We start from the raw sequence: 20,805 nt of genomic DNA on the forward strand, positions 1-20,805 counted from the left end.
CCGTGCCGTGACGCGGACCCTTCATCGAGGTACTCAAGAGTGAGCGTTGGGGAGAATCAGAGCTTCTCGCCCATAAGGACGGTCAGGTCAACGAGGCGGTTCGAGTAGCCCCACTCGTTGTCGTACCACGACACAACCTTGACCTGGTTGCCGATGACCTTGGTGCAGCCAGCGTCGAAGATCGAGCTGTGCGGATCGGTCTCGATGTCCTTCGACACGATCGGATCCTCGGTGTAGGCGAGAACGCCCTTGAGCGGGCCCTCAGCGGCCTTCTTCACGGCAGCATTGATGTCCTCGACGGAAACCTCGCGCTCAGCCTCGAAGGTGAGGTCCACGACCGAGCCGGTCGGCGTGGGAACGCGGAGTGCGTAGCCATCGAACTTGCCCTTGAGCTCGGGGAGCACGAGAGCAACGGCAGCAGCAGCACCGGTCTTGGTCGGGATGATGTTGAGGGCTGCGGCGCGGGCGCGGCGCAGGTCCTTGTGGGGCGCATCAAGGATGCGCTGGTCGCCCGTGTAGGCGTGCACCGTGGTCATGAGGCCCTTGACGATGCCGAATTCATCGTTGAGGACCTTCGCGAGCGGCGCGAGGCAGTTGGTCGTGCACGACGCGTTCGAGACCACGTGGTGGTTGTCAGCGTCGTAGTCGCCCTCGTTCACGCCGACGACGAAGGTCGCGTCAACGTTCTTGCCCGGAGCCGAGATGATGACCTTCTTGACGGTGTCACCGAGGTGTGCCTTAGCCTTCTCAGCGTCGGTGAAGAGACCAGTCGACTCCACGACGATCTCAGCGCCAACCGACGCCCAGTCGATCGCTGCCGGATCCTTTTCCGAGAACACCTTGATCGACTTGCCGTCAATGGTGATCGAATCCTCGGTGGACTCAACGTCGCCGTTGAAGCGGCCGAGGATCGAGTCGTACTTCACGAGGTGCGAAAGGGTCTTGGTGTCGGTGAGGTCGTTGACGGCAACGATCTCGATGTCCGCACCCTGCTCAAAAGCAGCGCGCGCGAAGTTACGGCCGATACGACCGAATCCGTTAATACCAACCTTTACGGTCACAGTTCCTCCTTGGTGCACGGCGGCGTTTCCGCCGTGTGGGACTGGGCTTCGCGCACCTCGTTGTACGCATGGATCCCGCATGCGCGGGTTGCCTTAATCCTATCAACGCTGTGATGCGAGGCTCACAGGAACCTGGACGAAAAACCGGGCTCAAAAGCGATTTTTTATTCCCCATCTAACAATTCGGGACTAATGTTGGCCTCAGTTCCCGGAATGCCGCGCTCTTCGGCGGTCTTGTCGGCAAGGGCGAGAAGGCGTCGAATCCTCCCCGCTACCGCGTCCTTTGTCATGGGCGGGTCGGCAAGTTGTCCCAACTCCTCGAGGCTCGCCTGGCGATGCTCGATCCGCAATTGGCCCGCAGCGCGCAAGTGATCGGGAATGTCGTCTCCCAGAATTTCAAGCGCCCTCTCGACCCGCGCACCTGCGGCCACGGCGGCTCGTGCGGAGCGGCGCAGATTAGCATCGTCAAAGTTCGCGAGCCGATTTGCGGTGGCGCGCACCTCGCGCTTCGAGCGCTTGTCGTTCCACAGTGCCGCGGTTTTCTCCGCTCCCATGAGCGTGAGCATCTGACCAATGGCCTCGCCGTCGCGAATCACCACCCGATCGGTGCCGCGGACTTCCTTCGATTTTGCCTGGATCCCGAGCCGACGTGCCGAGCCCACCATGGCGAGAGCGACTTCGGAGCCAGGGCACGTGAGTTCAAGCGCCGCGCTTCGGCCGGGTTCGGTGAGGCTTCCGTGGGCGAGGAAGGCCCCGCGCCACGCGGCAGCCTGATCCTCAGCGCTACCGCCAACGACGAGCGGCGGAAGCCCACGAACGGGCCGTGAACGCGCGTCGAGAAGGCCGGTTTGTTTCGCAAACATCGCCCCATCAGAAAGAACGCGCACGATGTAGCGAGTCGAGCGTCGGATACCCGATGCCGCGAGTACGGTCACCTCACTTGCGTGACCGTAAAGATCAGCCACGTAGGTTTTGAGCCTGCGCGCGCTCGCCGACTGGTCGAGTTCGGCTTCAATTGACACGCGACCGCCCACGAGGTGAAGCCCACCCGCAAAGCGCAAAAGGGTTGCCACCTCCGCTTTACGCGCACTTACGCGCGTCACGTCGAGATGGGAGAGCTCCTCCTTGACATCGGCAGTCAGGGCCATTTCAGTCCTTCCGTGGGTGGGTGAAAACGCCATTAAACACGTCGCGATACGCGGTCGCGAGTCGAAGTGGATCGTGTGTGGGGGTTCCATCGCCGGTCGACACCATGCGCATGAGAACGTCAATTCCACGTTCGTGAGCGACGCTCGTCAGTGCTTTCCCGCCGTCTCGTTCGGCGGAAGGGTCGGCAATGAGGGCGTCGAACGCGAGGCCTGGCGCCGCATCACACACGATGTTCAGGAGGTCAACCCCGGTGAGTCCGACGGTTTCCGAGCGCCCCGCCGCAAGATTCATCGTGAGAATTTTCCGTGCTTTCGTATGCTCGATCGCCTCGCGCAATTCGGGGATTTTCACGTGCGGGAGAACCGAGGTGTACCAACTGCCGGGGCCGATCACGAGCCAATCGGCCTCATCGATGGAATCAAGGACCTCGCGTGCGATGGCGGGCTCGGGCGGGATCACGCGCAAGGTTTCGACGTGGCCGGTGGTCGCGGCAACATCCGCCTGTCCACGGATTGTCCGTGTCCCCTCCCCCGGGAACGACACGAGAGCTTCAATGTCGAGAGGCTCGAGCGCCATGGGCAGCACACGCCCAGAGGTGCCGAGGAGCTCGCCCACGTAGTCGAGCGCGGCGATAGGGTCGTCCAGGAGCTGCCAAAGGGCAACGATGAGGAAGTTGCCGAGAGAGTGGCCATCCATGTCGCCCTCGGAGGTGAAGCGATGCTGTACGACATCGCGCCATGTCACTCCCCATTCCGAATCTTCACACAGGGCGGACAGCGCCATGCGGAGGTCCCCGGGCGGAAGGATCGGCATTTCAGCTCGGAGCCTGCCCGAAGAGCCTCCGTTATCGGCGACCGTGACGACGGCGGTGAGGTCGCGCGTGAGGTGTCGAAGCGCATTGAGGCTTGCCGAAAGGCCGTGCCCACCGCCGAAGGCCACGACTTTGGGCCCACGTGTGCGGCTGCGAAGAGGCGTGGGCATGAGTGAGGACGTACGCCTCGGAACATTCGCACTCACGGTCATTACTCCCGGCCGAGGTCGCGGTGGCGCACGCGCACGGGGTAGCCGAGCTTGCGAAGTTCATCCCCAACGGTTTCCGCGACTGCGACGGAGCGATGTTTTCCACCGGTGCATCCGATCGCGACAGCCGCAAATTGTTTGTTTTCCTCACGATACCCACGAAGGACGGGAATGAGCATGTCGACGTAGCGGGCGATGAACTCTTGCGCGTTGGCCTGTTCAAGAACGTAATCCGCGACCTCTTTATCGATGCCGCGCTTGTCGCGAAGCTCCGGGACCCAGTACGGGTTCGGGAGGAAGCGCACGTCGGCAACGTAATCCGATTCAATGGGAATTCCGTACTTGAAGCCGAAACTAAGAACGTTAACGGTAACGGTGTGGTCGTCACCTTCGCCAAACTCTTTGCGCATGCGCATCGAGAGCTGATGGACGTTAAGAGGCGAGGTGTCGATGACGATGTCAGCCATGCGACGAAGCGGGGCAAGCTGCTCACGCTCACGGCGGATGCCTTCGAGCACTCCCTCCTCTCCCTGAAGAGGGTGAGGGCGGCGCACCGAGTCGAAGCGGCGCACGAGGGTATTTTGGTCGGCACTCAAGAAAACGAGGCGCGTGCGGACTTCTTGCTCACGCAGATCCTGAATCACCTCGGGCAAATCGTTGAAGAACGGGCCCGAACGAGGATCGGTGACGACCGCAAAGCGATTGGCGCGACCTACAGCCTGCGACTGAAGATCGAAAAGCGTGCGAATCAACTGTGGCGCAATGTTGTAGACGACGTACCAGCCCATGTCTTCAAGGGCGTGTGCGGCGGTTTCACGCCCCGCTCCGGCAAGTCCCGTGATGATGACAATTTCCGGAGACACACCGCTTTGGTCCGACGCCTGCTGAGCCTCGGCGTCGCTCAGGTCTTTCGTGTGATCACTCAAGAATCTCTCCCGTCGTCATGTTTACCGCAGGGGCCCGCTCTTCGGATTGTAGTGTGCCGTGGATCGTTGCCGCGAGTGAAGGGCCAATCCCGGGAACACTCTCGAGATCCTCGACGCGGGCCTTACGAATAGCGTCGACCGTGGTGAACCGGTCGAGGAGGGCCCTGCGTCGGCTCGGTCCGAGGCCCGGAATTTCGTCAAGCACGCTCTCGTGCATGGAGCGTCCTCGCTTTGATCGGTGGAAGGTGATCGCGAATCGGTGTGCTTCGTCGCGAAGGCGTTGGATCAAAAAGAGTGCCTCGGAGGTGCGCGGGAGAATGAGGGGGTAGTCGTCATCGGGCACCCATACCTCTTCGAGGCGCTTCGCGATGCCAATGAGGGCAATGTCGCTGATGCCCATCTCCTCCATGACGCGTTTCGCAGCGTTGACCTGTGGGAGACCGCCGTCCACGATCATGAGATTAGGCGGGTACGCGAAGCGCGTTGCGGAGGGGTCAACAGCCTCGCCGCTCGCGCGGGCTTCCTTGTGTTCGAGGTGGTGGCGAAGCCGGCGCCGAATCACATCCTCGATGCTCGCGGTATCGTCCCTTGCAGCATCGCCCGAGATTGAGAACCGTCGGTATTCGCTCTTGCGCGGGAGGCCGTCTTCGAACACGACCATCGATCCCACGACGTTCGTGCCTTGCGAGTGGGAGATATCGAAGCATTCGATGCGCAGCGGGGCGTCGTCCATACCGAGCGCTTCACCAAGTTCTTCGAGCGCTTTAGAGCGCGCAGTGAGGTCCCCCGTGCGGCGGAGCTTGCCAAGCCTCATCGCTTCCTTCGCATTAGCGCTCACCGTCTCGAGAAGAGCTTTCTTTTCGCCCCGCTGGGGCACCCGTATATCGATGCTTTGACGGTCAAGGAGCGCGCGAATCTCATCGGGTCGGGACGGCATGTGTGTCACGAGAATCTCGTGAGGAGGCTTCGTGTCGGTACCTTGATACAACTGGGTGAGAGCGCGCTCCATAAGCTCCGCGGGACCCGAATCATCGAGCAGCTCGGCAACCCACCCGCGCTGGCCGCGAATACGCCCCCCGCGCACGTGGAACACCTGCACGCTGGCTTCAAGCTCATCGAGTTCGAGAGCAACAAGATCCGCATCGGTCGCGTCCGACAGCACGACCGAGTTTTTCTCCATGACCTTCTCCAGGGCGGCGAGATCATCGCGGTATCGGGCTGCGGCCTCGTAGTCCATCTCGGCCGCAGCGGCTTTCATTTTGGCGCGTCGATCCCTCACGAAAGCGCCCGTATTGCCGTCCATAAAGGCGACGAGGTTCTCGGCAAGTTCGCGATGCTCGTCAAGGCTCACGTTGCCCACGCACGGCGCCGCGCACTTCCCGATGAAACCGAGAAGGCACGGGCGGCCCGAGCGTTCCGCGCGGTTATAGACGCCCTGAGTGCACGTTCTTACGGGGAATACTCGCAAGAGGAGATCGAGCGTTTCGCGGATGGCCCACACGTGAGCGTACGGTCCGAACGAGCGATCGGATTTGTGGCGTTCTTTGCGCGTGATCATCGCCCGTGGAACCTTGTTGCCCATCGTCACGACGAGGAACGGGTAGGACTTATCGTCGCGGAACTTGACGTTAAAGCGCGGGTCGAATTCTTTGATCCACGTGTACTCGAGCGTGAGCGCCTCGACGTCGCTAGTCACGACCGTCCACCGCACCTGGCTCGCGGTCGTCACCATTTTTTGGGTGCGCGGGTGAAGATGCGTGAGGTCCTGAAAGTAATTGCTCAGACGCTGGCGAAGGTTCTTGGCCTTCCCCACGTAGATGACCCTCGAATCGGGATCGAGGAATCGATAAACGCCGGGATCCGTCGGAATAGACCCCGGCGCCGGACGGTACGTCGCCGGGTCAGCCATTACAAAAGATCCCTGAGGAACTGCCCGGTGAAGGACTCCTCGACCTTGGCGACTTGCTCGGGCGTCCCCGTGGCGATCACGCGACCACCACCGCTACCGCCTTCTGGACCGAGGTCGATGAGGTAGTCGGCGCTCTTGATGACGTCGAGATTGTGCTCGATGACGACCACGGAGTTCCCCTTGTCCACAAGTCCCTGGAGCACCGCAAGAAGCTTCTTGATGTCCTCGAAATGGAGACCTGTAGTCGGCTCGTCAAGCACGTAAATCGTGCGGCCCTTCGAGCGCTTATGAAGTTCCGCCGCGAGCTTCACGCGCTGCGCCTCACCACCCGAGAGCGTGGTGGCGGACTGCCCGAGTCGCACGTAGCCGAGCCCCACTTCCACGAGGGTCGCAAGCTGACGATGGATGGCAGGAACCGCTTCGAAGAACTCGACGGCTTCGGCGATGGGCATGTCGAGTACCTCAGCGACGTTCTTGCCCTTGAAATGCACCTGGAGGGTCTCGGAGTTGTAGCGGGCCCCGTGACACACTTCGCACTTCACATAGACGTCCGGAAGGAAGTTCATTTCGATCTTGATCGTGCCGTCGCCGGCGCAGTTTTCGCAGCGCCCTCCCTTGACGTTAAAGGAGAAGCGCCCCGCCTTATAGCCGCGAACCTTCGCCTCGGCCGTCTGCGCAAAGAGCGTTCGAATGCGATCCCACACGCCCGTATACGTGGCGGGGTTCGAGCGGGGCGTGCGACCAATCGGCGATTGGTCGACGTGCACGACCTTGTCGAGGTTCTCAAGTCCCTCCACTCGCGTGTGACGGCCAGGAACGACGCGTGCACGATTGAGGTTTTTGGCGAGCACACGGTAGAGGATGTCGTTGACGAGCGTGGACTTCCCCGAACCGGAGACGCCCGTGACCGCGGTGAAAAGACCGAGGGGGACGGTGACGTTCACTCCCTGAAGATTGTTTTCCCGCGCGTTCACCACTTTGAGCACGCGACCGCGATCCACCTTGCGTCGTTCCTTCGGCACCTCGATCGCACGCTCACCGCTCAGGTACTGACCGGTGATCGATCGCGGTTCCTCAAGGAGCCCTTCGTAGGCCCCCGAGTACACCACTTCGCCACCGTATTCGCCTGCTTTGGGGCCGATGTCCACGATCCAGTCGGCTGTGCGAAGAGTATCCTCGTCGTGTTCCACCACGATGAGAGTATTGCCAAGATCGCGCAGCCTCACGAGGGTGTGGATGAGACGCTGGTTATCACGCTGGTGCAAGCCGATCGACGGCTCGTCGAGAACGTACAGCACGCCCACAAGCCCCGATCCGATTTGGGTCGCAAGACGGATACGCTGGGCTTCGCCGCCGGAAAGGGTTCCCGCAGCGCGCGAGAGGTTGAGATAGTTGAGGCCAACGTCCACGAGGAACCCGAGGCGTGCGTGAATCTCGCGGAGGATCTCCTCGGCGATCGTCAGATCGCGCTCGGAGAATTCGACCTCCTCGAGAAACTTCTTTGCTTCGCCAATGGGGAGATCAGAGAATTCCGCAATTGACTTTCCCCCAACGGTAATGGCGAGAACCTCAGGCCTCAGCCTGCGGCCCTGGCACACGGGGCAGGGAGCGTTCCTCATGAACTGCTCATAACGCTCGCGAGCCCAATCGGATTCCGTGTCCTCGTGCCTCCGCTTGAGGTAGTGCATGACGCCCTCGAAGCCCGTCGAGTATCGGCGTTCACGCCCGAAGCGATTGCGGTAACGCACGTGAACTTTGAAGTGATGGCCGTTGAGCAGAGCGTCCCTCGCTTCGCGAGAAAGATCCTTCCACGGCGTATCCATGGAAAATCCAAGCTCGCCGGCGAGTGCGCTCATCACCTGCTGATGATGATCAGCGCTGCCGAGTGTCCACGGCGCAATTGCCCCTTCCGCAAGCGTCGCCGATTCATCGGGAACCACAAGTTCGGGGTCAATCTCGAGCCTCGTCCCAATGCCCGCGCACTCCGGGCACGCGCCGTAAGGAGCGTTAAACGAAAAGGATCGAGGTTCGATTTCTTCGAGCTCAAGCGGATGTTCATTGGGGCAGGCCCGCTTCTCGGAGAACCGACGAATACGCTCGGGGGAGCCTTCCTCTTCATCGACGAAGTCGGCGACCACCACACCGCCCGAAAGTCGGGTCGCAGTTTCCACCGAATCGGTCAGGCGCGTCCGTGAGCCGTCCTTGACGGCGAGGCGATCAACGATGACCTCAATCGTGTGCTTCTTCGTTTTCGCGAGCGAAATCTCGCTCGAAAGGCGCGTGACCTCGCCGTCGATGCGCGCGCGAGAAAAACCCTGCGACTGAAGTGAGCTCAAAAGGTCGGAGTGCTCGCCCTTACGCCCCTTCACCACTGGTGCGAGCAACTGGAAGCGCGTTCCTTCAGGGTAAGCGAGGAGAGCGTCGACCATTTGCTCCGCACTTTGCGAGGAAATCTCTGCTCCACACGTAGGGCAGTGCTGGATCCCCGTGCGCGCAAAAAGGAGGCGCAAGTAGTCGTGAATCTCCGTGATTGTGCCGACCGTGGAGCGGGGGTTGCGGTTGGTCGATTTCTGGTCGATCGACACGGCGGGCGAAAGCCCCTCAATGAACTCCACTTTCGGTTTGTCCATCTGCCCGAGGAACTGCCGCGCATAGCTCGAAAGCGATTCGACGTATCGGCGCTGCCCCTCCGCGAAGATGGTGTCGAACGCGAGGGAGGATTTCCCCGATCCCGAAAGTCCCGAAAAGACCACGAGCGCATTGCGGGGGATCTCGAGGTCGATGTTCTTGAGGTTATGTTCGCGCGCACCGCGCACAATCAATGCTTCACTCACCCTCACAATTCTAGGAGTCGGCTCTGAAAAGCGAAGGGCGCCGCCGTAGCATGGTGAGCATGAGCACCCTCAGAAAGCAGTACACGGGAAGCGTGACGGTCGGCGGAGAAAGCGACGTGCGCACCCTCGGTTCACTTGTGATTCGCAAGGCCTCCGTCGGCCCGCTCGACAATAATGCCTACCTGCTCACGTGCAGAGTTTCCGGCGCGCAATTGCTCATCGATGCAGCTGCCGACGCCCCGCGCCTCATGCGCCTCATTCGGGAGGGCTCCCCCACCTCACGCCTCGATTCGATCCTCACGACCCACTCCCACCACGACCATGTGGGCGCCCTGGCCCAGATCCGCGCGGCGACTCAGGCAAAAACCTTTGCCGGGGCGAAAGACGCTCCGGAGATCCCCACCCCCACCGATGTGCCGCTCTCGAACGGCGACACGATCAGGGTGGGCGTGAACGACCTCGAGATCGTCAGCCTTCGAGGCCACACGCCGGGTTCCATCGCGGTCATCTATTGGGGGCAGGCCGACGGTACCCACGTGTTCACCGGAGACTCCCTCTTTCCCGGGGGTGTCGGCGCGACACAGGGAGATTCGGAGCGCTTCACATCGCTCATCAACGACGTTGATACGCGACTCTTCCAAGTGCTGCCCGACGAAACCTGGGTATACCCGGGCCACGGTGAGGACACGACGATCGGTGCCGAGCGCCCCCATCTTGACGAGTGGCGCGAGCGCGGCTGGTAGCGAAAGTGCTCAGGCAGCCTCGGGGGCGAGCTGGAAACGGCCCGTGAGGCTCACCGAATCGATCTGATTCGCAAAGATCGCAAAGCGTGCCTGGGCCTGAGTCGCCTCCGCGGGCACGTCAAGCTTTTCGCATGAAAGCGCGTGCACGGTGTGGATGTAGCGATGCACACGGCCCTCGGGCGGGCATGGGCCACCGTAGCCCTCATATCCGTAATCGTTCACCCACTCGCGCGCGCTGCCTGGAAGGTCTTCACCTTCCCCGATGCTCGCGACGCTCGCGGGAATATCGAAAGCGATCCAATGCCAGAATCCCGAGCCGGTCGGGGCATCTGGATCGAAGACGGTGAGCGCGAAAGATTGCGTGCCCTCCGGTGCCTCCGACCATGAGAGATCGGGGTGAATGTTTTTCCCGTGTGCGGCGTTCTCGGCAAAGCGAACGGGAATGGCCTCGCCCTCGGCGAAGGCGTCGGTGTGAATACGCATGGCGGTGTCTCCTTGCAAGCGATCGAAAACGGAATAACCGAGCGGCGCTGCACGGAGTGATCCGGCAATGCTACTCGGTTATGCGTTCATCGCGATCTAAGCACCCGTGAACTGCCGCAATTCCCTTTTGAGCTCCGTCACTTCGTCACGAATACGCGCGGCTACCTCGAACTGGAGGTTCTCGGCCGCCGCATGCATGTTCGCGGTCAGTTCCTCGATCATCTCGCGCAACGCTTTTTCAGGGTTATCCCCCAGGTCAAGGGCACGATTACCCGTCGTGCCTCCGCGCTCGGGCGAGCTCGAGCCCTTCATTCGCTCCTTGCCCTTGCGGTAGTCAGTCGCCAGCAGCGATTCGGTGTCGATATCCTCACGCGCGAGCATGTCTGTGACATCCGCAATTTTTTTGCGCAAAGGCTGCGGATCGATCCCGTTCTCCTGGTTGTACGCGATCTGGATCTCACGGCGACGGTTCGTCTCATCGATCGCCTCTCGCATCGAATCGGTGATCGTATCGGCATACATGTGTACCTGACCGGACACGTTTCGCGCAGCACGGCCAATGGTCTGGATGAGAGACGTGCGCGAACGGAGGAAGCCTTCCTTGTCGGCATCGAGAATCGCGACGAGCGAGACTTCGGGTAGGTCCAGGCCCTCACGCAGCAGGTTAATTCCCACGAGCACGTCGAATTCACCCTGGCGGAGCTCACGCAGCAGCTCAACCCTTCGAAGCGTGTCGACATCGGAGTGCAGGTATTGCACGCGCACGCCGTTTTCCAGCAAGAAGTCGGTGAGATCTTCGGCCATGCGTTTCGTGAGCGTCGTGACGAGGACACGTTCGTTCTTGCCGACTCGTTTTTCAATCTCCGCACGAAGATCATCGATCTGCCCTCGCACGGGTTTGACGATGACTTCGGGATCCACGAGCCCGGTGGGGCGAATGATCTGCTCGACGTAGCCGTTCGAGCGTTCTAGTTCGTACTGGGCGGGCGTCGCCGAGAGGTACACGGTCTGTCCCGTACGTTCGATGAACTCATCAAAGCGCAGTGGCCTATTGTCGAGCGCCGAGGGCAAACGGAAGCCGAAATCGACCAACGTGCGTTTGCGGGAACGGTCCCCCTCGAACATCGCACCAATCTGCGGCACGGTGACGTGCGATTCGTCGATGATGAGCACAAAATCTTCGGGGAAGTAGTCAAGGAGCGTGTTCGGCGGCGTGCCAGGCCCACGACCATCGAAATGACGCGAGTAGTTCTCGACGCCGTTCGTCGTGCCTGTCTGGCGGAGCATCTCAATGTCGTGCGTCGTGCGCATCCGAAGACGCTGTGCCTCGAGCAGCTTGTTCTCGCTCTCGAGCTCTTCAAGACGCTCGGCAAGTTCGGCCTCGATGTCCTTGATCGCGCGGTGAAGCCGTTCGGGACCCGCAACGTAGTGGGACGCAGGGAAGATATGGATCTGCTCTTCTTCCCGGATCACCTCACCGGTCACGGGATGGAGCGTGTAGAGCGCATCGATCTCATCGCCGAAAAATTCGATGCGAATCGCGAGCTCTTCGTACATGGGGATAATCTCGACCGTATCGCCGCGCACTCGGAAAGTGCCGCGCACGAACGCTACATCATTGCGGTCGTACTGCATGTCGATAAATTGGCGAAGAAGATCGTCGCGCTCAATCTGCTGGCCAACCTTTAAAAGCACCATGCGGTCCACGTACTCTTGCGGAGTACCGAGGCCGTAAATGCAGCTCACCGAGCTCACGACGACCACATCGCGACGGGTCAGTAGCGAGTTCGTCGCGCTGTGGCGAAGACGCTCCACCTCGGCGTTAATCGAGGAGTCCTTCTCGATGTAGGTATCCGACTGCGGAACGTACGCCTCTGGCTGGTAGTAGTCGTAGTAACTCACGAAGTACTCGACCGCGTTGTTCGGGAGAAGCTCGCGAAACTCGCTCGCCAGCTGCGCCGCGAGAGTTTTGTTGTGCGCCATCACGAGGGTCGGGCGTTGAAGCTTTTCGATCAGCCACGCCGCGGTCGCGCTCTTGCCGGTGCCGGTCGCGCCGAGGAGTACCACATCTTGTTCACCGGCATTGATGCGAGCGGCAAGTTCTTCAATGGCCTTCGGCTGATCGCCGGCGGGCTTGTACTCGGATACAACTTCAAAGGGCTTGAGCGCACGGGTCAGTTCAGTCACGGGACGCATGGCTTAAGCCTAGCGCTCGCCCCCTAGTCGGCGGCATGGAGTCGATCGTCGATGATGTCGCACGCCTCGGCGAAGGCAGCGTCGGCACGCGTCTCGAGGCCCTCGGGTGCCCCCGCATTGTCGATGAACACATCGCCTCGGGCCTGGCGTTCCTTATCGCAAACTTGCGCCCGAATCACCCCCTCAACGTACTCGCGGGTCTTGCCGCGCTCGCGGACGACCCGGTCAATGCGTTCCTCTTCGGGGGTAAGTACCACAACAATCGCCTCGTAATGAGCGTCGTGTCCGAGTTCGAACAGCAAAGGTGAATCGTGGACGACAAGGAGCGATGCCCCCGCGGCTGTCGTCTTCGCCAAGTCCTTTTCGAGCCTTGCCACCTCGGCCCACAAGTGGCGATGAACGATCTCTTCGAGTTCGGCGCGTGCACGGGAATTGTTGAACACGAGGGTGGCGAGTGCCGCACGGTCAGCCCTTCCCGTAGCCGAGTCACGGTATTCCTCACCGAAGTGGGCAATCGCCTCTTCGAGCCCGTCCCCCGGTTGGTCGAGAACAGCGCGCGAAAGGGCGTCTAAATCGATCACGTGGTGCCCTTCTCGGGCCCAGATTTTTCCGACGGTGGACTTGCCCGAACCGATGCCCCCCGTGAGGCCGATGCGGTGCACTCCGGGGGGAGCGTCGGGAACGGAAACGTGCGTCATGTGAGTTCACTCCTAGCCTTGGGAGAGTTGAGCAACAGCCTGCTTCAGGACTTCGCGCCCACTCCAATAGATTAGAGGAGTGAACACCACGCCCGATCACTTTCTCCTCACGAATCAGCTGCTCATTGCCATCGACCTCATCGGCGTGTTTGTGATGGGTATCGTCGGCGGCTCTCTTGCGCGCCGCCTCCAGTTCGATGCTGTGGGGTACGCCGTTCTCGGAGTGATCTCGGGCCTCGGAGGCGGCATCATCCGCGACCTCATTCTCAACTACGGCATTCCCGCGGCCTTCGCTAATCCCCTGTACCTTACGGTCAGTCTCGCGGGCTCGGCAATCGCCTACGTTGCGTCATCCGAAGGCCCCATGTGGCGTCACACGACAACCGTGCTCGACTGCATTGCGCTCGGCCTCTGGGCAGCGATCGGCACCGCAAAATCGATGCTCGTTGGCCTCTCCCCGCTGCCCGCGGTGATGCTGGGCGTCACGACTGGTATTGGCGGTGGCGTCATCCGCGACATGGCCGTGGGGCGCATCCCGGTCGTGTTCGGCGGCGGTCCCCTCTATGCCACTGCCGCTCTTCTCACGTCGGTACTCACGTGGCTCGTCTACTACTTTGATCTTCCCGCCTGGACAGTGCTCATCGCCGCCGGGTGCGGCACACTTCTCGCGATCTTCGCGCAGTGGAAGCAGTGGAGCCTCCCCACGAAAACTCCCGACCTGACTGTGACCATGAGCCCGAGCCAGCTTCGTGCTTTTGCTCGGCGCGTGCGGAAGGCTGAACGGCGCCGCGTAGCGATCGAGACGGGCGCGATTCCCGTGGTGAACCTCGAAAACGATGACCTTGCTCGCGACATCCTCGAAAATCCTCCCGAGGCCGAGCCTTAAGCACGAGCGCAGATGCGCGCCCACCACATCTTCCGGGCGCTTTCACGCGCTAATCGCGTCGTAGCACTCCTCGAGCAAGTCCTCACTTGGCCCTTCGAGGCGGACGGGCTTCTCCGTGTCCTCGAGGATCACGAAACGCAGCGTGGCCCCACGCGCCTTTTTATCGCGCGCCATCGCCTCCCGGAGCTCGGCAAACTGCCCCTTTCGGTAGCGCGTGGGAAGGTCGAGCGACGTGAGAACCGAACGATGGCGAGCGAGGACGTCTGAGCTCAAATAACCGGCTCGGTGGGCGAGCTCGGCCGCAAACACCATTCCGACGGCGACCGCGTCACCGTGACGCCACGTGTACTGTTCGTGGCGTTCGATCGCGTGAGCCAGGGTGTGCCCATAGTTGAGGATCTCGCGGCGGCCCTTCTCGGTAAGATCCTCGCTCACGACATCGGCCTTGAGACGGATCGCCCGGGTCATGATTTCGGCAAACTCTGACGCGCGCGTGTCGAGAACACGACGCGGATCGGCCTCGATGATCTCGAGAATACGTTCATCGGCAATGAAACCCGCCTTCGCGACTTCCGCGAGGCCCGCTGACACATCGTGCCCGGGCAAGCCGTCGAGTGCCTCAAGATCCGCGATCACCGCGAGCGGCGTGTGGAACGCCCCCACGAGATTTTTCCCCTCCGCGGTGTTGATACCCGTCTTGCCTCCCACCGCGGCATCGACCATTCCCGCCACCGTTGTTGGCACGTGAATGACGTCGATTCCCCGAAGCCACGTCGCCGCCGCGAACCCCGCTAGATCAGTCGCGGCGCCGCCGCCCACCCCGATGAGGAGATCGCTTCGTGTGAAGTCCTGCGTCCCGAGAATACGCCAAAGCTCCGAGAGAGTTTCGACTCCCTTGGCCTGCTCCGCGTCCGGAATTTCCACGGTGAAAGCCTTGCGACCGTCGGACTCTAGTGCCTTGGCGAGAGCACGTGCCCTGCCCGCCACCGGTTCTTGGTGAACGATGAGCACGCGAAGGACGCTTTCAGGGATCGCGGTGAGGATCGTGCTGTCGAGGCCGCGGCCGACCGTCACGCTGTAGGAGTGCGTTCCCTCCCCCACTTTGATGACCGTGGCGGCCGTACCGTCATGACTCGTCATGTGCTGTCCCTTCGCTCTCGAGGAGTGTTGAACGCTTGCAAAGTTCACGCACAAGCACCGACGCGAGGTCCTTGGGAGCCGCGCCATTCGTATCAAGAACCCAGGTGGCAACCTCGGTGAAGAACGGTTCACGGGCGCGGCTCACCGACACCCAGCGCGCGTGAGGGTCACCCCCCGCGAGAACGGGCCGGCCACCACCGCTACCGATGCGCTCGGGGGCATGAGCGGAATCAAGCGCAAGGTACACAACGGTGACATCGCGCAGGCGCTCGCGGGTCGCGGATGACGTCACTGCCCCGCCACCAAGGGCGAGTACGCCGCTATGGGAGGTGAGAAGACGCGCGATCACGCGCTCTTCCAGGGCACGGAAATGTCTCTCTCCATCGGTCGCAAAGATTTCGGGAATCGCACGGCCTGCTTCACTCTCGATCTCGGCATCAGAATCCCGAAAAGCGACGTCAAGGGTTTCTGCGACGAGCCGCCCCACCGTGCTTTTCCCCGCGCCCATGGGGCCTACGAGCACAAGCCTAGGGCCCTGATCGTTCAGCTCGGGCGAACGAAGCCGCGTCAGCCGCGCACCCGTGTGCGGAGCACTCATGCCGCACCCGCGCCGGAAGTTTCGGCGCATGTGCGAATCGCCTCGACGCGAGGCGCAATCTCGCCGACACTATCGCCGCCAACCTTTTCGAGAAGTGCCTCAGCGAGCGTGATCGCCACCATTGCTTCCGCAATCACCGCGGCAGGGGCCACCGCACACACGTCGGAGCGCTGGTGGTTTGCGGTCGCTTCAGCGCCCGTTACCGTATCGATCGTTCGCAGGGCCCTTGGCACCGTAGAGATGGGCTTGAGGGCACCGCGCACAGAGATAATCTCGCCGTTCGAAATTCCGCCCTCGGTGCCGCCCGCCCGGTTTGAGGCGCGGCGTGTGCCTGCCGGACCATGCCCACCGGAAAGGATTTCGTCGTGGGCGAGGCTTCCACGTCGCCCCGCATTAGCGAAGCCCTCCCCGATTTCTACGCCCTTCATCGCCTGGATGCTCATGACAGCCTGGGCGAGGCGACCGTCGAGCTTGCGATTCCACTGCGTGTGTGAGCCGAGGCCCACGGGAACGTCGTACGCGAGCACCTCAACGATGCCACCGAGTGTGTCGGCGTCCCTCTTCGCGGCATCCACCTCAGCGACCATGGCTTTTGACGATGCAGCGTGGAAGCAGCGCAAAGGATCGTCGTCAAGCGCGGGGGCGTCAGCGGGGGTCGGAAGCGCAGCGCCATCTGGAACCCGGGCGCCACCCACCTGCAGCGTATGGGATACAAGCCTGATGCCAGCGGCTTGCGCGAGAAGCGCCTCGCACAAGGCACCGATAACAACGCGTGCGGCGGTCTCTCGCGCGCTCGCACGCTCAAGCACGTTTCGCGCATCCTCGTGGCCGTACTTCGCCATGCCGGCAAGATCCGCGTGACCGGGGCGGGGACGCGTCAGAGGTTTGTTGCGTGCAATTTCGCGCTCATCGCCCGTGCCGGCGTCGATCAGGAGATCCTCGCGTGACACGGGATCAGCGCTCATGACCTTCTCCCATTTCGGCCACTCGGTGTTCTTAATTTCTACCGCGATGGGAGAACCGAGGGTCACGCCGTGACGCACGCCCGAGAGGATGCGGATCTCATCCTGTTCGAACTTCTGCCGTGCTCCGCGCCCATAGCCGAGGCGCCGCCGCGCAAGGGCGGAGCGCAGTGTTTCGTGCGTGACCTCAACTCCAGCCGGGAAACCGTCAATTGTTGCCACGAGCGAGGGGCCGTGTGACTCCCCCGCGGTCATCCAATTCAGCACTGGTGGCCTTTCTGGTATGAGGTGGGCGTGATGCGAGCGCCCGTTGCCGACGCCATTCAGGTTAAAGGCGAAAGCGCCCCCCGCAAAACGAGGAGCGCTTTCGTGAGATCGCTAAGCGATCACTTTGTTCAGTTGTTGCCCGTGAGCTTCTCGCGAAGCGCCGCGAGGGCCTCGTCGGAAGCGAGGGTGCCCTCGTCACTCGAGGACGACTGGAACGAGGTCGGTGCGGCCTCGCTAGCCGCCGGAGCGGCTGCCTGAGCTTCGGCGTCGGCCTTCGCAGCCTCGGCAACCTGGGCCTTGTGCTGGGTCCAGCGCTCGTAAGCACGGGCGTAGTCGGCCTCCCAGGCCTCGCGCTGTGCCTCGTAGCCCTCGAGCCACTCGTTGGTCTCGGGATCGAAGCCCTCGGGGTACTTGTATTCGCCGTTTTCGTCGTACTCCGCGGCCATGCCGTAGAGAGCAGGATCGAAGGTCGAGTCGTCACCTTCGGGATCGACGCCTTCGTTGGCCTGCTTGAGCGAGAGCGAAATGCGGCGGCGTTCGAGGTCGATGTCGATGACCTTGACGAAGACCTCCTGGTCAACGCTCACAACCTGCTCGGGCAGGTCAACGTGGCGCTGGGCGAGCTCGGAGATGTGCACGAGGCCCTCGATGCCGTCCTCGACACGAACGAACGCGCCGAAGGGAACGAGCTTCGTGACCTTGCCCGGCACAACCTGGCCGATGGCGTGGGTGCGGGCGAAGAGCTGCCACGGGTCTTCCTGGGTGGCCTTGAGCGAGAGCGACACGCGCTCGCGATCCATCTCGACCGAGAGAACCTCAACCTTGACGGGCTGGCCAACCTCGACAACCTCGCTCGGGTGGTCGATGTGCTTCCAGGAAAGCTCGGAGACGTGGACGAGACCGTCGACGCCACCGAGGTCCACGAACGCACCGAAGTTGACGATCGAGGACACGTGGCCCTCGCGGACCTGCCCCTTCTGCAGGGTCTGGAGGAAGTCGGTGCGAACCGATGCCTGGGTCTCTTCGAGGTAGGCGCGGCGCGAAAGCACGACGTTGTTGCGGTTCTTGTCGAGCTCGATGATCTTCGCTTCGAGCTCCTGGCCGATGTACGGCTGGAGGTCGCGCACGCGGCGCATCTCAACGAGCGAAGCGGGGAGGAAGCCACGAAGGCCGATGTCAACGATGAGGCCGCCCTTGACAACCTCGATGACGGTACCGGTGACGACACCCTCGTTTTCCTTGATGTCCTCGATCGAGCCCCACGCACGCTCGTACTGCGCGCGCTTCTTCGAGAGGATCAGGCGACCTTCCTTGTCCTCCTTCTGGAGAACGAGTGCCTCGACCTCGTCGCCAACCTCGACAACCTCATCGGGGTCGACATCGTGCTTGATCGAGAGTTCGCGGGAAGGAATGACACCTTCGGTCTTGTAGCCGATGTCAAGAAGAACCTCGTCCCGGTCAACCTTGACGACGGTGCCCTCGACGATGTCGCCATCGTTGAAGTACTTGATGGTCGAATCGATCGCGGCGAGGAGTTCCTCTTCGCTACCGATATCGTTGATGGCGATCTGAGGTGCGTTGTTCGTGGTCATGTAGTAAATGGCTCCGTCGGGACAGGTAGTAGTTGGTACAGAAACACGTGTGGGCATAGCGCACACACCCGGTCTAGCCTAGCGGTCTGCATACGCGGGGGTCAACGAAATCCCCACTCATAAGCGCCCTCTGCGCCGCGAGGTGACTAATTCAACACTCACGCCCCCGCACTTCTGAATTGCAGAGGGGTTGTGGGGGTTTGAAACCACAGGGTTTGGGGGATATTGGTCCCTAAGTCTGTGGGGCTTTGACTCTATAGAGCCCAGGAGTTGTGATCCCAGCGCACTTGCGCGACATAGGCCACCTCATGAGGGTGGAGAAAAACGACGAGAGGATTTCCGAAACGGTGCCGCCTCATTTTCTCGCCGCTCGCCTTACCCCACGGGAGGCTAAAATTTAGTTTTTCTTGCGCGGTTTCGTGAGCGTTTTCTTCTCCGCGTCCGGGTTCAACGGCCCGAGCGTTTCCTTACCCCGTTCTGGAATATCGAGATACTCCTCGGGGACCTCGTCCCCCACAAGGCGCGCCTGGCGAAGATCCGAATACATCCACTTCGGTTCAGACCTCAACTGGACAGTGCCATCAATCGGCTGCCACGCACCCCCACCAACCGAAAACTCCCCACTAAAAACCGTCACCAACGACACCTCATACCATCCTTCGAATGCATACCCCATCGACACATCCTTATTCGGAAACGGCCTACCGGGAAACGAGGTCGTGAGCACCGTCCCATCACCAAAATCCCAGATATATTTCACCGGCGTCGCCCGCACACTCACAGCTTGACCGAGCATCTCCACTTCAAAAGTCTGCACCCGAGACTCCGCCCACACCACCATGTCCAACCCAATCGGGATCCACTCTCCCGGCGGCCCCAAATGCGCCACAAGCGGCTCCACACCAAGCGACCGAAAATCCTCCTGCGACACCACCGGCATCACAGGACCACCACCACCCGAGCTCGAAGACGGCGACGAACACCCCGACACACGCTCCGTCCCCAAAATCGGCGCCCCCGTCGACACCTCCACCTCACGCCCCACCACCACTGACGCCCCCGGAAAAGCAACCGGACACGCTGCCCGCGCAACGCGACAAAACGACGTCACAGCAAGCAACCGAAACACATCAGGCCCACCACTACGACAACCCAAATCCCGATCACTCGCCGACACCCACACCCGCCGCGGGCCATCCGTCACCGCATCACGCTTCCCCGGCGACATATCCACAGGCCGCTCAACAGAATCACCACGACCACGGCCAGGCTTCGGATCCCGCCAGGCACGTATGTCAACTACCCCGGAACCGGCCTCGCCGGAAAATTCATCAGTTTCTTCGTCCGCTAAGCTGGCATTAAATGGCACCACCAACAGGGCGAAAACTGCAATGAAGGCGCCTAGGAGTTTAGCTTTGGGCATTTTTATCGACCTTTTCCCAAGCGCAATCGACTACCGACCATTGCCCGTTAGCGAACTTCACCCGAAAAATCGCTCTATACCTGGTCTCTGGGTAACTACGTTCAACGTTTTCCCCGGAGACGACGTCGAGTGAACTCACAACGAACTCATATTGGACGTTGGCCCGACCATTCGTACGCTCAACGGTTTCGAGGCTCACCGCGGTCACTTCTGAAGGCGTAAGGAACTTCCCCTTCGCACTCCATTCGACAATTTGCTCTGACTTTTTTGCACAAGCCGGACATTCGGAAGACTTTGCGACGCGTTGGAAAGGTGAGATATCACCGGTGGCATACCCGTAATACATCGCATCGAAGAAGAACCGAACCGTCTCCTGGGCGCCCTGATCGGTCTCGTAAGTAATCCCCGTATAGTCCTTAAAATCAGGAGCCTTGAGAGCCGCATTCTCCGCAGGAAGATTCGGCGTGCGGGCGGAAGGTTCACCACCGCCATCACTGCCACCAACCGAATCTGCACCGCCATCATCACTGCTCAGAGGAGAACTGGATGACTGCGCGGCAGGCGTCGGACCACCCGCAGACTCACCACCACAGCCCACGAACCCAGCCGCCACCACAACCGCGACACCCAACGCACCAAAAACTCGTGCCCGCCTACTCCGCATACACTCCCCCATCCAGGTCACCGCCACCCCACTCCCCCGAGCGAGGCCCATGTCACATAGCCAACCAGAACGCTACGACCTGCGCAACAGGTGTTTGGACATTGTGGAAACTCTTCAGAGGCGAGAAGAATCTGGCGAGCCGGCATACGCTCGACCTAGCGATGCCTCGCCCAAGCCAGGCGCGTCAATGGCGATCGGACGGCGGCTCAGCATGGAAACGGGGGCCTGGGCGGGCCACATGCACCGCGCCAAAC

17 protein-coding genes are annotated in these 20,805 nt (G+C 61.5%); 2 read left to right on the top strand and 15 right to left on the bottom strand.

Annotated features, from left to right (window positions below; all coding sequences use genetic code 11):
- Window positions 1–56: 56 nt before the first annotated feature.
- The 6 genes from gap to uvrA form a co-directional block, all read right to left on the bottom strand.
- On the bottom strand, window positions 57–1,061 hold the full coding sequence (gene gap / locus DAD186_RS05575) for a type I glyceraldehyde-3-phosphate dehydrogenase (protein ID WP_065247852.1): 1,005 nt from the start codon (window positions 1,059–1,061) through the stop codon (window positions 57–59).
- Window positions 1,062–1,225: 164 nt separating this feature from the next.
- Window positions 1,226–2,209: a DNA-binding protein WhiA gene (gene whiA / locus DAD186_RS05580; protein ID WP_065247853.1), complete on the bottom strand. Its 984-nt coding sequence runs from the start codon at window positions 2,207–2,209 to the stop codon at window positions 1,226–1,228.
- 1 nt (window position 2,210) lies between these two features.
- Window positions 2,211–3,233: a gluconeogenesis factor YvcK family protein gene (locus DAD186_RS05585; protein ID WP_082991102.1), complete on the bottom strand. Its 1,023-nt coding sequence runs from the start codon at window positions 3,231–3,233 to the stop codon at window positions 2,211–2,213.
- Entirely contained in the window at window positions 3,233–4,135 is a 903-nt protein-coding gene (gene rapZ, locus DAD186_RS05590) for an RNase adapter RapZ (protein ID WP_065248747.1), read from the bottom strand. The genes DAD186_RS05585 and rapZ overlap by 1 nt, the downstream gene beginning before the upstream one ends.
- 13 nt (window positions 4,136–4,148) lie before the next feature.
- Complete coding sequence (gene uvrC, locus DAD186_RS05595) at window positions 4,149–6,065, bottom strand: excinuclease ABC subunit UvrC (protein WP_065247854.1); 1,917 nt, start codon at window positions 6,063–6,065, stop codon at window positions 4,149–4,151.
- Complete coding sequence (gene uvrA, locus DAD186_RS05600) at window positions 6,065–8,899, bottom strand: excinuclease ABC subunit UvrA (RefSeq protein ID WP_065247855.1); 2,835 nt, start codon at window positions 8,897–8,899, stop codon at window positions 6,065–6,067. The genes uvrC and uvrA overlap by 1 nt, the downstream gene beginning before the upstream one ends.
- A 50-nt stretch (window positions 8,900–8,949) precedes the next feature.
- On the opposite strand from uvrA, the gene DAD186_RS05605 reads away from it, so the two are divergent.
- The gene (locus DAD186_RS05605) at window positions 8,950–9,642 is read left to right on the top strand and encodes an MBL fold metallo-hydrolase (RefSeq protein ID WP_082991103.1); all 693 of its coding nucleotides are present in this window, start codon (window positions 8,950–8,952) and stop codon (window positions 9,640–9,642) included.
- Between the two features lie 9 nt (window positions 9,643–9,651).
- Here the strand turns inward: DAD186_RS05605 and DAD186_RS05610 are convergent, their stop codons facing one another.
- The 3 genes from DAD186_RS05610 to coaE all read right to left on the bottom strand — a co-directional run bounded on the left by DAD186_RS05610 (window position 9,652) and on the right by coaE (window position 13,019).
- Window positions 9,652–10,125, bottom strand: coding sequence for a YbhB/YbcL family Raf kinase inhibitor-like protein (locus tag DAD186_RS05610; RefSeq protein WP_065247856.1), 474 nt, complete (start codon window positions 10,123–10,125; stop codon window positions 9,652–9,654).
- A gap of 96 nt (window positions 10,126–10,221) precedes the next feature.
- A complete protein-coding gene (uvrB, locus tag DAD186_RS05615) occupies window positions 10,222–12,321 on the bottom strand; it encodes an excinuclease ABC subunit UvrB (RefSeq protein ID WP_065247857.1) in 2,100 nt (699 codons plus the stop codon).
- Between the two features lie 23 nt (window positions 12,322–12,344).
- On the bottom strand, window positions 12,345–13,019 hold the full coding sequence (gene coaE / locus DAD186_RS05620) for a dephospho-CoA kinase (protein WP_065247858.1): 675 nt from the start codon (window positions 13,017–13,019) through the stop codon (window positions 12,345–12,347).
- A 79-nt stretch (window positions 13,020–13,098) separates the two neighbouring features.
- On the opposite strand from coaE, the gene DAD186_RS05625 reads away from it, so the two are divergent.
- Complete coding sequence (locus DAD186_RS05625; RefSeq protein WP_065247859.1) at window positions 13,099–13,905, top strand: trimeric intracellular cation channel family protein; 807 nt, start codon at window positions 13,099–13,101, stop codon at window positions 13,903–13,905.
- A 42-nt stretch (window positions 13,906–13,947) separates the two neighbouring features.
- Here DAD186_RS05625 and aroB read toward each other — a convergent pair whose 3' ends face one another.
- From aroB to DAD186_RS05655, 6 genes are all read right to left on the bottom strand, one after another.
- Window positions 13,948–15,045 (bottom strand): 3-dehydroquinate synthase, encoded by a 1,098-nt coding sequence (gene aroB / locus DAD186_RS05630; protein ID WP_065247860.1) that lies wholly within the window; start codon window positions 15,043–15,045, stop codon window positions 13,948–13,950.
- On the bottom strand, window positions 15,032–15,643 hold the full coding sequence (locus DAD186_RS05635) for a shikimate kinase (RefSeq protein ID WP_082991229.1): 612 nt from the start codon (window positions 15,641–15,643) through the stop codon (window positions 15,032–15,034). The genes aroB and DAD186_RS05635 overlap by 14 nt, the downstream gene beginning before the upstream one ends.
- A complete protein-coding gene (gene aroC, locus DAD186_RS05640; RefSeq protein WP_065247861.1) occupies window positions 15,640–16,872 on the bottom strand; it encodes a chorismate synthase in 1,233 nt (410 codons plus the stop codon). Before aroC ends, DAD186_RS05635 begins: the two co-directional genes overlap by 4 nt.
- 128 nt (window positions 16,873–17,000) lie before the next feature.
- Entirely contained in the window at window positions 17,001–18,464 is a 1,464-nt protein-coding gene (gene rpsA / locus DAD186_RS05645) for a 30S ribosomal protein S1 (protein WP_061211984.1), read from the bottom strand.
- Between the two features lie 397 nt (window positions 18,465–18,861).
- Window positions 18,862–19,887: a hypothetical protein gene (locus tag DAD186_RS10850; protein WP_157457092.1), complete on the bottom strand. Its 1,026-nt coding sequence runs from the start codon at window positions 19,885–19,887 to the stop codon at window positions 18,862–18,864.
- Window positions 19,874–20,518 (bottom strand): DUF6318 family protein, encoded by a 645-nt coding sequence (locus tag DAD186_RS05655; protein ID WP_157457093.1) that lies wholly within the window; start codon window positions 20,516–20,518, stop codon window positions 19,874–19,876. The genes DAD186_RS10850 and DAD186_RS05655 overlap by 14 nt, the downstream gene beginning before the upstream one ends.
- Window positions 20,519–20,805 lie beyond the last annotated feature (287 nt).

It is taken from the genome of Dermabacter vaginalis (assembly GCF_001678905.1).
GTDB classification, from domain to species: Bacteria; Actinomycetota; Actinomycetes; order Actinomycetales; family Dermabacteraceae; genus Dermabacter; species Dermabacter vaginalis.